Source organism: Endozoicomonas sp. ISHI1, assembly GCF_024606225.1.
Classification (GTDB): domain Bacteria; phylum Pseudomonadota; class Gammaproteobacteria; order Pseudomonadales; family Endozoicomonadaceae; genus Endozoicomonas_A.
Genome location: NZ_JAGRPU010000052.1, coordinates 17,967 through 31,454, shown reverse-complemented (window position 1 = coordinate 31,454; position 13,488 = coordinate 17,967). Strand labels below are relative to the sequence as shown.

General features: G+C 47.5%; 7 protein-coding genes. All 7 read right to left on the bottom strand.

Annotated features, from left to right (window positions below):
• Positions 1-1,384 (bottom strand): C2H2-type zinc finger protein (locus KBW69_RS21135; RefSeq protein ID WP_257282180.1); only part of this gene is annotated, 1,384 nt, incomplete at its 3' end.
• A gap of 179 nt (positions 1,385-1,563) precedes the next feature.
• Entirely contained in the window at positions 1,564-3,507 is a 1,944-nt protein-coding gene (locus KBW69_RS21130) for a C2H2-type zinc finger protein (protein ID WP_257282179.1), read from the bottom strand.
• 506 nt (positions 3,508-4,013) lie between these two features.
• Entirely contained in the window at positions 4,014-6,038 is a 2,025-nt protein-coding gene (locus KBW69_RS21125) for a C2H2-type zinc finger protein (protein WP_257282178.1), read from the bottom strand.
• 376 nt (positions 6,039-6,414) lie between these two features.
• Positions 6,415-7,854, bottom strand: coding sequence for a hypothetical protein (locus tag KBW69_RS21120; RefSeq protein WP_257275170.1), 1,440 nt, complete (start codon positions 7,852-7,854; stop codon positions 6,415-6,417).
• A gap of 215 nt (positions 7,855-8,069) precedes the next feature.
• Positions 8,070-9,554, bottom strand: a complete 1,485-nt coding sequence (locus tag KBW69_RS21115) for a hypothetical protein (protein ID WP_257282177.1) — start codon at positions 9,552-9,554, stop codon at positions 8,070-8,072.
• 287 nt (positions 9,555-9,841) lie between these two features.
• Positions 9,842-11,551 carry a hypothetical protein gene (locus KBW69_RS21110; RefSeq protein ID WP_257275171.1) on the bottom strand — a complete coding sequence of 570 codons (1,710 nt, stop codon included), beginning with the start codon at positions 11,549-11,551 and terminating at the stop codon, positions 9,842-9,844.
• 320 nt (positions 11,552-11,871) lie between these two features.
• Entirely contained in the window at positions 11,872-13,302 is a 1,431-nt protein-coding gene (locus KBW69_RS21105) for a hypothetical protein (protein ID WP_257282176.1), read from the bottom strand.
• Positions 13,303-13,488 lie beyond the last annotated feature (186 nt).

Below are 13,488 nucleotides of genomic sequence, written 5' to 3'. Positions count from 1 at the left end.
TTGGCAGGGTCTTCTGGCACTCTGGGCAGGTTTGCTCCGGGGTGTGATCTTTTCTTTTGTGATCCGACAGGGCTTTCGCGTTTGGCAGGGTCTTCTGGCACTCTGGGCAGGTTTGCTCCGGGGTGTGATCTTTTCTTTTGTGATTCGACAGGGCTTGAGCGCTTGGCAGGGTCTTCTGGCACTCTGGGCAGGTTTGCTCCGGGGTGTGATCTTTTCTTTTGTGAGTCGACAGGGCTTGACTGTTTGGCAGGATCTTCTGGCACTCTGGGCAGGTTTGCTCTCCGGTGTGATATCTTCTTTTGTGATCCGACAGGGCTTGAGCGTTTGGCAGGATCTTCTGGCACTCTGGGCAGGTTTGCTCTGGGGTGTGATCTTTTCTTTTGTGAGTCGACAGGGCTCTCGCGTTTGGTAGGGTCTTCTGGCACTCAGGGCAGGTTTGCTCTGCGCTGTGAGCTTTTCTTTTGTGATCCGACAAGGATTGAGCGTTTGGCAGGATCTTCTGGCACTCAGGGCAGCTTTGCTCCGGGGTATGATCTTTTCTTTTGTGAACCGACAGGGCTTGAGCGTTTGGCAGGGTCTTCTGGCACTCAGGGCAGGTTTGCTCTCCGGAGTGATATTGCCTTTTGTGAGTACTCAATGAGGCTTGAGAGCTAAATAATTTTTCACAGCCGGGGTGATCACATTGGTATTTTTTGAAGCCTGCCTTCCTTTGTTTTTTTGCAGGAGGTGGATTTAATGTTAATGATGGATAGGTTGTGCTGTCGGCTCCTGAGACAACTGTCAGACCTTCAGCAAGACGGCTTTCCGAGCCAGATTCCTGATCGCCTGTTTGCAAACAGACATCTGTTCTGCAGTCGAAAAAGTCATCTGAGGTTGAACGACAATGGGTACTTGTGGAGGGACCGAAGATACAGCGTCCTTGTCGATGACAACAGGGCTGTTCATGGCAATTTTCATCAAGGCTATGTCGGGAGTCCGTGGGACGGCCCGAATTTTCATCATTATGGTCGTGGTCGTATAGATAATGCGATTTTTCTGAATGCATATTGAATGACTGACCATGATCCTCTGGCCCCGTTGTCCAGGAATAGTTACCGCCGCCCGTTCCGCACATTAAAGTGATGATCTGAAGTTTGTTTCGCCTACAAGGTTTGTCATAGGGTGGTGAGCCTGACTCTGAATATCCGTTTGTGCGAGTAATGTGTGATGGTTCGTTTTGCACCGGCCTCCAATCGGTCATTGGCATCGCAGATAATGTGTCTGGCTCAGTTTTTATAGAAAAACTCTGGCTTGTCGAAGCCCCATTCTGGTTAACCTCAACGATAAAACGGTAGACCTCTGGCTCAACCGAACAGACGAATGGCAAAAAGACCAATACGTGCAAGAATAGACTTTTAATGGTTCTATCCTTTGTTTTCTATGGATAGGAGCAGTGAGGATAGACGAGAGGATAAGAGACAAGGAACTAAAAAACAGTTAGACAGATAGACGTGAACATTGCACTTCAGATCATGCCCAAACGATTACAGCGCCTTTGCCTGCTGAACCTATGACAAGCAGAAATCAATCACTTGACTTTGAGCCATCAAGCTTTCTTTTTCGGTGTTGCCTTTTGTGATCCGACAGGGCTCGAGCATTTGGCAGGATCTTCTGACACTCAGGGCAGGTTTGCTCTGAGGTGTGATCCTTTCTTTTGTGATCCAACAGGGCTCGAGCGTTTGGCAGGGTCTTCTGGCACTCAGGGCAGGTTTGCTCTCCGGTATGATCTTTTCTTTTGTGTTCCGACAGGGTTTCAGCGTTTGGCAAGATCTTCTGGCACTCAGGGCAGCTTTGCTCTGGGGTGTGATCTTTTCTTTTGTGATACAACAGGGCTCGAGGGTTTCGCAGGGTCTTCTGGCACTCAGGGCAGGTTTGCTCTGGGGTGTGATCTTTTCTTTTGTGATCCGACAGGGCTTGAGCATTTCGCAAGATCTTCTGGCACTCAGGGCAGGTTTGCTCTCCGGTATGATCTTTTCTTTTGTGATACGACAGGGCTTGAGCGTTTGGCAAGGTCTGCTGGCACTCAGGGCAGGTTTGCTCTCCGGTGTGATATTTACTTTTGTGAACCGACAGGGCTTTCACGTTTGGCAGGGTCTTCATGCACTCAGGGCAGGTTTGTTCCGGGGTGTGATCTTTTCTTTTGTGATCCAACAGGGCTCGAGCGTTTGGCAGGGTCTTCTGGCACTCAGGGCAGGTTTGCTCCAGGGTGTGATCTTTTCTTTTGTGATCCAACAGGGCTCGAGCGTTTGGCAGGGTCTTCTGGCACTCAGGGCAGGTTTGTTCCGGGGTGTGATCTTTTCTTTTGTGGTTCGACAGGGCTTGAGCGTTTGGCAGGGTCTTCTGGCACTCAGGGCAGGTTTGTTCCGGAGTGTGATCTTTTCTTTTGTGATTCGTCAGGGCTTGAGCGTTTGGCAGGGTCTTCTGGCACTCAGGGCAGGTTTGCTCCGGGGTGTGATCTTTTCTTTTGTGAACCGACAAGGCTTGAGAGTTTGGCAGGGTCTTCTGGCACTCTGGGCAGGTTTGCTCTCCGGTGTGATATTTACTTTTGTGAACCGACAGGGCTTTCGTGTTTGGCAGGGTCTTCATGCACTCAGGGCACGTTTGCTCCGGGGTATGATCTTTTCTTTTGTGAACCGACAGGGCTTTCGCGTTTGGCACGGTCTTCTGACACTTAAGGCAGGTTTTCTCTCCGGTGTGATATAGACTTTTGTGAGTACTCAATGAGGCTTGAGAGCTAAATAATTTTTCACAGCCGGGGTGATCACATTGGTATTTTTTGAAGCCTGCCTTCCATTGTTTTTTTGCAGGAGGTGGATTTAATGTTAATGATGGATAGGTTGTGCTGTCGGCTCCTGAGACAACTGTCAGACCTTCAGCAAGATGGCTTTCCGAGCCAGATTCCTGATCGCCTGTTTGCAAACAGACATCTGTTCTGCAAACGAAAGAGTCATCTGAGGTTGAACAACACTGGGTACTTGTGGAGGGACCGAAGATACAGCGTCCTTGTCGATGACAACAAGGCTGTTCATGGCAATTTTCGTCAAGGCTATGTCGGGAGTCCGTGGGACGGCCCGAATTTTCATCATTATGGTCGTGGTCGTATAGATAATGCGATTTTTCTGAATGCATATTGAATGACTGACCATGATCCTCTGGCCCCGTTGTCCGGGAATAGTTACCGCCGCCCGTTCCGTACATTAAAGTGATGATCTGAAGTTTGTTTCGTCTGCAGGGTTTGTCATAGGGTGGTGAGCCTGACTCTGAATATCCGCTTGTGTGGGCAATGTGTGATGGTTCGTTTTGCATGGACCTCCCATCGTTCATAGGCATTGCAGATAATGTGACCGGCTCAGTTTTTATAGACAAACTCTGACTTGTCGAAGCCTCATTCCGGTTAACCTCAACGATAAAGTGGTAAGTCTGCGGCTCAACCGGGCAGACATAAAGCACTAAGACCAATAAGTGCAAGAGTAGACTTTTAATGGTTCTATCCTTCGTTTTCTATGGATAGGAGCAGTGAGGATAGACGAGAGGATAAGAGACAAGGAACTAAAAAACAGTGGTTCATGGATTACCCCATCCATGACAAACGAGCTGAAATTTTACTGAAACACCGATGTTTTATATCTGGTAACTGTCGTAAAAACCGGTTTTAGCAAAGCGTTGAACTCAGGGACGAGCAGAGAACTGTAGATGTCAAACCCGGGTTACAAAGCCACAATAGATATCCTGTCACACCAGCGCAACGAGCCTGCCAGGGCCGTGCTTTTCATGGTGCAGTCGAAGCGGATTGATGATTTCGTAGTGCCGCATGGGCCATTAAGACCTGCTTGCTGAAGAAGATTTCCTTCCATGTCTTTTTGTCATCGGTTAACCGGCCCCGGGTGATAGACAGATAGACGTGAACATTGCCCTTCAGATCATGCCCAAACGACTACAGCACCTTTGCCTGCTGAACCTATGACAAGCAGAAATCAATCACTTGACTTTGCGCCATCAAGCTTTCGTTTTCGGTGTTGCTTTCTGTGATCCGAAAGAGCTCGAGCATTTGACAGGATCTTCTGACACTCAGGGCAGGTTTGCTCTCCGGTGTGATATTTACTTTTGTGAACCGACAGGGCTTTCGCGTTTGGCAGGGTCTTCTGGCACTCAGGGCAGGTTTGCTCTGAAGTGTGATCTTTTCTTTTGTGATCCGACAGGGCTTGAGCGTTTGGCAGAGTCTTCTGACACACAGGGCAGCTTCGCTCCGGGGTGTGATCTTTTCTTTTGTGATCCGACAGGGCTCGAGCGTTTGGCAGGGTCTTCTGGCACTCAGGGCAGGTTTGCTCTCCGGTATGATCTTTTCTTTTGTGTTCCGACAGGGTTTGAGCGTTTGGCAAGATCTTCTGGCACTCAGGGCAGCTTTGCTCTGGGGTGTGATCTTTTCTTTTGTGATACGACAGGGCTCGAACGTTTCGCAGGGTCTTCTGGCACTCAGGGCAGGTTTGCTCTGGGGTGTGATCTTTTCTTCTGTGATCCGACAGGGCTTGAGCATTTCGCAGGGTCTTCTGGCACTCAGGGCAGGTTTGCTCTCCGGTATGATCTTTTCTTTTGTGATCCGATAGGGCTTGAGCATTTGGCAGAGTCTTCTGGCACTCAGGGCAGGTTTGTTCCGGGGTATGATCTTTTCTTTTGTGAGTCGACAAGGATTGAGCGTTTGGCAGGGTCTTCTGGCACTCAGGGCAGGTTTGCTCTGGGGTGTGATTTTTTCTTTTGTGATTCGACAGGGCTTGAGCGTTTGGCAGGGTCTTCTGGCACTCAGGGCAGGTTTGTTCCGAGGTGTGATCTTTTCTTTTGTGATTCGACAGGGCTTGAGCGTTTGGCAGGGTCTTCTGGCACTCAGGGCAGGTTTGCTCTCCGGTGTGATATAGACTTTTGTGAACCGACAGGGCTTGAACGCTTGGCAGAGTCTTCTGGCACTCAGGGCAGGTTTGCTCCGGGGTGTGATCTTTTCTTTTGTGAACCGACAAGGCTTGAGAGTTTGGCAGGGTCTTCTGGCACTCTGGGCAGGTTAGCTCCGGGGTGTGTTCTTTTCTTTTGTGATTCGACAGGGCATGAGCGTTTGGCAGGATCTTTTGGCACTCAGGGCAGGTTTGCTCTGGGGTGTGATTTTTTCTTTTGTGAACCGACAGGGCTTTCGCGTTTGGTATGGTCTTCTGACACTTAGGGCAGGTTTTCTCTCCGGTGTGATATTGCCTTTTGTGAGTACTCAATGAGGCTTGAGAGCTAAATAATTTTTCACAGACGGGGTGATCACATCGGTATTTTTTTAAGCCCGCCTTCCTTTGTTTTTTTGCAGGAGGTGGATTTAATGTCAATGATGGATCGGTTGTGCTGTCAGCTCCTGAGACAACTGTCAGACCTTCAGCAAGATGGCTTACCGAGCCAGATTCCTGATCGCCTGTTTGCAAACAGACATCTGTTCTGCAAACGAAAGAATCATCTGAGGTTGAACGACACCAGATAGTTGTGGAGGGAGCGAAGATACAGCGTCCTAGTCGGTGACAACAGGGCTGTTCATGGCAATTTTCGTCAAGGCTATGTCGGGAGTCTGTGGGCCGACCGGAACTTTCATCATGATGTCCATTGTCGTATAGATAATGCGTCTTTTCTGAATGTCTATTGAATGACTGACCATGACCCTCTGGCCCCGTTGTCCGGGAATAGTTACCGCCGCCCGCTCCGTACATCAAAGTAATGATCTGAAGTTTGTTTCGCTTGCAGGGTTTGTCATCGCGAGGCGTGCCTGGGCCTGAATATCCGTTTGTGTGGGTAATGTGTGATGGTTCGTTTTGCACCGACCTCCCATTGCTCATAGGAATTGCAGATAATCTGACCGGCTCAGTTTTTATAGACAAACTCTGGCTTGTCAAAGCCCCATTCTGGTTAACCTCAACGATAAAACGGTAGGTCTGTGGCTCAACCGTGCAGACAAATGGCACAAAGACCAATACGTGCAAGAGTAGACTTTTAATGGTTCTATCCTTTGTTTTCTGTGGATAGGAGCAATGAGGATAGACGAGAGGACAAGGGGCAAAGAACTAAAACATAATGGTTCATGCATTCTCCTATCCATGGCAAACGTGCTGAAATTTTACTGAAACACCGATGTCTGATACCTGATGACTGTCGTAAGAACCGGTTTGAGAAAAGCGATGAACTTCAGGGAAGATGACAGAGCTACAGCAAGGCGATTACCCGGCCCCGATTGAGTCCACCTGAATCGTCGAATGCGAGTTGTGATGACGACTGTCCGGTTTTTTAAAAATCGAAATAACAAATAGTGTGATATCCATCCCTTCTGAAAGCTTGCTTCGGGCCTGGCTGGGAGCCCGATCATTCTGTACCTTCCGGAGGGTTAAGGTGATCATCTCGATCTGCATCAAAAGGCTTGCGTTTTCGATGCACTTTTGCCTGATGGGTCTGCGCATTCTCGCTCATTATTCCGCCTGAACGCTGGCCATCGTCCCCGATCGCTGTCCCATCACTGGCCTGTGATTCGGGGTGATATCTTAATTTGTGATCTAACAGCGATTGAGCCGTTGGAAGGGGCTCATGACACGGCTGCTGCTGGCCATCCTCCCCGATCACTGTCTCGTAACAACGGTGTGTCTCGGGATAGATAAAGAGTCTTGCCTTTTCCGAGCTGCTTTTTCTCATGCTGCTCAAACCCTCAAGAAAGTGCAGACGACTTTTCGTGTGGTATTTCGTTTTGTGCGCCCGCATAGCTTTCCTGTTATTGCAGAAAAACCCGCATGGCCGCAGCTGGTCATCCTCTCCGTGCATGGGCACTTTACAGGTCAGTTCCCCGGCTTTCATGGCTGCCGCTGCATCCGGTACACAACATGTATTGCTGCGGCTATTAGCCGGAAAGGTATTAATCGATATTGTCAGGGCTTGTGGCTGAAAATGGTGCAGGATTTGAGTGAGTTCATTCATCGTTTCAATAGAGCCTTGTTCGGGTATTCCTTGCGCAGGGGCTGTCGGACTTCCTTCCGAATTCAGCAACCTTTCAGCTGACTCGCTACCAGATGATTGTCGGAGTTTACAAACGCCATGACAGGAATCGACGTAACAATCTAAACCGAAAGTATGTTCGCGTTGTTCAGGGTCTTCGTTACCGTCACCAGAGCCCAAACCCAGAGGACTGGTGATAGAGCCTGTAAGTTGGGCGGTTGTTCCTAAGGCCTGATGATCAGCTGAGGCTGATGATGGATTTTGTTGGTCATTTTTTTGTTCACCACGCCCGGGAAGTACCATATTAGTGATCACAAACGGGTGATCCGCCTGTGCCAACATAGATGCCGCCTCCAGTTGATCCGTTGGGTTAAGCAACCATGAATCGGGGTTCCAGTAGCTTTTCAAAAGAAAGTCGGCAACGACAAACGCTCCTACTATAGGTATCCATGAATAAGGTTTGGCACTCAGAGCGGTGTCATGGGGGGTAAAAGCCAGTTCGTAAACAATCACCAGGTTGGCGGCGTGAAGCAAGTGCCATGAGATCGACTCAATGAGAGATGTTTTTAACCCATAACCACCAATTCCCTGTGATTTGTCGTCAGACGGAAAAATGAGTCCTTCATAGCCACTGTCGGCATGGTATGAAGGGTTGTCTATAAATGAATGCTGGACAGGCCTTATGGAAAAAGTCACGTCTGAGGAACCTCCATCCTGTCCAAGCTCGACAATAAAGCGACTTTCCAATGGTTCGGCCTTACAGATGACAGACAACGAGAGCATCAGCAACAGCAGCACCACAGGGAGCGGTTTTCTCAAAGCTATATCCTTACATCTATTTTTGTGTTTCGTATTTTCTAGTCAGTCAGGTTAGACCAAGGAAGTGACAGATCAAGAAAGTAAGCGTTTTTCCTCAACAAACGCTGTCGTTTTTATTCGAGATGACCACGGATAGCTAGTCATCATGTGGTATAGGAACTTCCATGGATGGATGCCCTCTCGGAAGCGTGTTTTGAGTCTGATTGGAAGCCGAATTACTGTTTATCTTTTGGAAAACCGAGGTCATTACCTTGTTCCAAATCAACAGGCTTGTGTTTTAGATGCTTTCCTCTGTGATCGAACTGCTTGTGATGGATCAGCTCTTCAAAATCCTCGCAGACAATTCCGCATGGCTGTTGGTTATTCCCACCGGCCACCGTCTCGTCACAGATTTGCGGCTTGTGGTTGCTTCTTTTGTGATCCAGCAAGCATTGAGCATTATCGAAGACCGCCCCGCATTTTCGCCGCTGGCCATCCCGCCAGAGCACTTTATCTTCACAAACTTTCAGATAAGAGTGGCCTTTATTTTTGGCCATATCGTCCATTATGAATTTACGTAGCCTCCGTTGCCTATTGTTGTATTCTCTTAATTGTCCCTGCAAAGCTTTATCACTCCTGAAGACCTTCCCACATGGCTGATGCTGTCTATCGTCCCGGGTCACTGTCTCGTCACGGATGGGTTCTTCAGCTGTACTGGCTGCCCCCACACTCATTGAATCTATAGGGCGTTGGCGATTGGTTGGATTGTTATCAAAGCGTCCAGTGACATAGAAATAATGATCGCGTTGATTACCGATGACATTATCAAAGGCATTATCGAGATCGAAGTGAATTACTGCATCGCAATAATCCCATGCAGAGTAGTATCGATCAGGGACATCGTGGAATGAGCTTTGTTCAGGTTCTGCTCCTCCTCCAACTGCTGTACTGTCCATGGAATTCAGCCACCCTTCAGCCAGCTCAATCCTGCTGGATGCTGGTCGGAAGATGCAAATACCTTTACAAGGACTGACGCGACAATCTAAACCTAAAGTATGCTGGTGTTGTTCTGGACCATCGTTACCATCGCCTGAACCGGAAGACAGGGGACCGGTGAGAGCACCTGTAAAAGTGCTTGCCCCTGAGGCTTGCTGTATAGATGACTCTGTTCGCTCTTCTCGTTGTTGCCTTTGTTGTTGGCCATTTGCGGGGAGCATCATAGTATTGATCGCAAACGGGTCATCCTGACCGGCCTCCGGTTTATCTATCGGGATGAACAGCGGTGAATCGGTGTTCCAATAGCTTCCTGAAAGCCAGCCAACAGCGAAAAAGGCTTCTACAGGTATCCATGAATAAGGTTTGGCACCCGGAGCTGCGTCATCGGTAGTCATAGCCAGATCGTAAGCAACCAACACACTAGTGGCGTAAATCAATTGCCACGAGACTGACTTAATAAAGGACGTTTTCACACCATAACTACCGAGTCTATGTGGTTTGTCTTCGGACGGCAAAATTGCTTCTGTATAGGCGTTTGTGTCGACAAGGTGTGACGGAGTGTCTGGGAATGTGTGCTGGCCAGACCTTATGGAAAAGATCCCCATAGGAGAGCTTCCATCCTGTCCAAGCTCGACAACATAATGCCTTGTCCATGATTCAGCCTGACCGATAGCAGACATAGAGAGCAGCAGCGACAACAGTGCCACAGAGGATGAATTTTTCATTGGTTCCCACTTTGTTGATTGTTGTGTCTTGTTTTTATTTTTTAGAATGGAAAGGTAGATCAACAAGGTGTTAGATCAAGAAAATAAGCGTTTTTTTAAAACAAAAGGTTAAAGCGGGTAGGTAAAAAAACCTCTGATGCAAGACATGAGCGGGCTTTTTTATTAAAACGGAGTCGGCATGACAGTAAAAGGCGACGAATGTCTGCCAGTAGTTTACCCATCATGGTGGAGTGGTTCTTGAGTATATTTATGGCCTTCCGCGCACCCACACCCTCTAAGTGAAAGCTTTAACGAGCGCTCTTCTGCATCAGGGGCCTGTTTTCACAATTTGCTGAAGCCGTGCCTTTATCCGCAATTAAAAAGTTTTTAATCAGATTAACCAGTTTTTGTAAATGAGCAATATCTTTTAAATTTCTTACTGAAGAATAAACATATCGATAAGTTTCTGTGGGTTCAGTTGTATAGGGTCCGCTGAATACAGGGGGCTCGTCATCCCGAGTTATCCTGTTGCCATCTGCATCTATAAAACAAGCCTCCCAAAAAAGATTGACTGCTTCTTTTCGATTGTTGGCGGAAAGGGCAAAGAAAATTAATGCCAAATTACCAACAGGCTCATATTTATCTTCTATGGATGAGCCTTGTTGAAGAATAGTGTTTACACGCTCTACCTCTCGATGGGCAATCTTCTCTGCGAGAGTCTGGCGATCAGTATCCAGGCCTTCGATGACATCTTGTCTGAACTGATGCAAGTTCCAACTTTTATGTGCACGAGATTTCGTTAACACCCTGGCCATATGAAAAAGTGAGTGACTAAAGCCAAATTTGAAGGTATGGGCACAACTGGCACAAAAACCAACAATATATTCATATTCGTTCCCAAGGGCATTGCACATTGCAGCAGCAAGGTGCACATACTCGTCGCTTCTGTCGTGCTTTGTCACGAGCACTCTGTAATTCAGAAAAGTTAATATTGGATCAACAAAAAATTCAGTTAAAGCACTGGAGAATGTTTCTTCGTCAACCTTTGAAAGATCAAGTTCTTCAGAATCCGATAAAGCATAGGCCCCTTCATAAGCTCTTTTAGCAAGACACCATTCAAGACTGGGTAGATCAATATCCCAGAGCAGGTCGCCACCTATATGACCATGGATAGGATAAGTTTTCCGACGTTTAATCTCTCTTTGAGCAGGGGGAGGAGAGCCTTGCTGAACCCCTTCAGCTGACTCGCTACTATCGAACGATGGTCGTATTTTACAAATGCCATTACAGGAATCGACGTAACAATTCACACCCAAAGTATGCTGGTGTTGATCAGGGTTTTCTTTACCGTCGCCAGAGCCGAAAGACAGGAAGTTGGTGAAATAAAAATTGCCTGCATGAGTGGCCACTCCTGAGGCTTGCTGACCGGAGGATGCTGATGGCGGGTTTGGTTGGCTATTTTTTTGTTGGCCATTTCCGGGGAGCATCATAGAGATGATCGTGAACAGATGATCCTGATTCGCTTCTTGTTGTTGAATTTTTTGCTCAATCAAGTTAAGTGATTCAGTCGGGCTAAATATTGATGAATCGGGGTTCCAATAGCTTTTCAAGAGTGAGCCAAAAGAGACAAACACATCTGCAGGTATCCATGGGTAAGGTTTGGCTTTCAGAGCGGCGTCATTGGTGGTCACAACCCATTCGCAAGCAATCAGAACATGAGCAGCATAAATCAATTGCCATGAGATCGACTCAATAAAAGAGGTTTTTACCCCATAACTGTTAATCCTGTGTCGTTTGTCATCAGGCAAAATTGATTCTGCGTAGCCGTCTGTATTGACGGGGTAGGACGGAGTGCCCGGCAATCTACGCTGGTCCGGCTTTAAAGAAAAACTCCCGCTTGGAGAACCTCCGCTCTGTTGGCGCTGGACGACAATACTTCCTGTCGAGTGTGCAGCATGAAAGATGACAGAAACCGAGAATACCGGCAACATCAGTGCCAAAGAGAGTATGTTTTTCAAAGCCTAACCTTAAATCTGTCTTATATTTCGTACCTAATGTTTCGTGTTTTGTTTCGTGTTTTCATTTTTTGAAATGAAGCTAGTTCAAGAAAGTGATAAATCAAGAAAGTCAGCGTGTCTTTCCAGAAAAACCAAAGGTTGCACCGGGAATAAAAAAACACTACTGCAAAACATGGGCAAGGACTTTTGTTCATCGGTGTCCCGGCATTACAAAAAAAACGACGATTGCCTTTCAAATAAGAGATTAACCAAATGTTGGAATAGAAAAAGTCTCTCTGCTGTTCGGAGAACTATAACCAATCCAGACTGAGATCATCAGCCTACTGCACGTAAAAAGACTTGCTTTCCCGATGCATTCTATCGTGAAACAACCACTCTGGAAAATCTGCGCAGACTTTTCCGCATGGGTGAAGATGGCCATTCTTACAGACCACTATCTTGAAGCATTTCCGCGACTTGTGGTATGCGTTTTTATGACGCGCCAAATCCAGAGCATTTTCGCAGACCAACCTGCATGGGTACTGCAGGCCATCTTCCAGGGTCTCTGTCTCCTGACAGGTCTGGGGCCCAGTGTGGAATTTTAATTTGTGACACGACAGGAACTTAGCATTTGGTAAGACCTCACCACACGGATGCTCCTTGCCATCAGCCCCAACCACTGTCTCATCACAAGGGTTTGGCTCGGGATAGTAACAAGCTCTTCTCATTCTCATTCTGTTGATGCTTTCAAGACAGTGATAACGCCGAAATTCGTGGTCTTCTACGTGATCCCGCACAGCTATCAGACTCTTGCAGACCACCCCGCATGACCGCTTCTGGCCATCCACACCAAGTACTTGCAAATGACAGGTCAGTCCCTCAGTCAAATCGACTGCCATTGCTGCGACTCCTTTTGCAGTCAGTGATTGTCTGTAGTTGCAGCCATTTCCCGGGTCGGTTTTAATCGGTGATCTACGGGCGTGTGGCTCAGAATTGTCGAAACCCAGCGCCGCTTCAGCTGAATCAGAACTATCGGATGATGGTCGGAGTTTACAAACGCCATCACAGGAATCAACGTGACAATTTAAACCCAAAGTATGCTGGTGTTGTTCGGGGCCTTCGTCTCCGCCACCAGAGCCGGAATCCGGAGGGCTGGTGAAAAAACCTGTCATTTGGTTGCTGGTTGCACCTGAGGCTTGCTGACCGGATGATACTGTCGGCTGGCTTTTTTGTTGGCCATTTTGTTTTTGGCTCTGTCCGGGAAGCATCATAGAGGTAATCTTGAACGGGTCACTCTGACTTGCCTCCAGTTGATCCATCGGGTTAAAAAGCGATGAATCAGGGTTCCAATAGCTTTTCAAAAGCAAGTCGACAGCGACAAATGCTTCTGCAGATATCCATGAATAAGGTTTGGCTTTCAGACCGACGTCATGGGTGGTCATAACCAGTCCGTAAGCAACCAGGAAATGAGTGGCGTAAATCAGTTGCCACGAAATCGACTCAATAAAGAACCTTTTTAGCCCGTAACCGCGCGGTCTGTGTAGTTTGTCATCGGGCGACAAAATGAATTCTGCATAGCCGTCTTTGTCGCCAAGGTATGATGGGGTGCCCGGCAATATTTGCTGATCTGGCTGTATAGAAAAGCCCCCGCTTGAAGAACCTCCACTCTGTTGAGGCTCGACAACAAAAATTCTTGTTAACTGTGCAGCCTGACAGATGATAGAAAACGAGAATAGCGGCCAAAACAGTGCCAAAGAGAGTGTTTTTTTCAAAACATTAACCTTACATCGTTTTGTGTTCTGTACTTTTTAAGATAGAAAAGGTAGATCAAAAGAGAGTCATAAATCAGTCATAAGCGACTGAAACAACTTTTCGCTCTACTCTGGGATGAAAAATTTTTTGTGATAAAAAAAGCCCGCTACTGCATAACAACAGCTCTTGAAGGTTTTTGCGCATTG

Coding starts and splice junctions, on each gene's coding strand:
- KBW69_RS21115 (WP_257282177.1), bottom strand. CDS start 9,554: ATGAAAAATTCATCCTCTGTGGCACTGTTGTCGCTGCTGCTCTCTATG.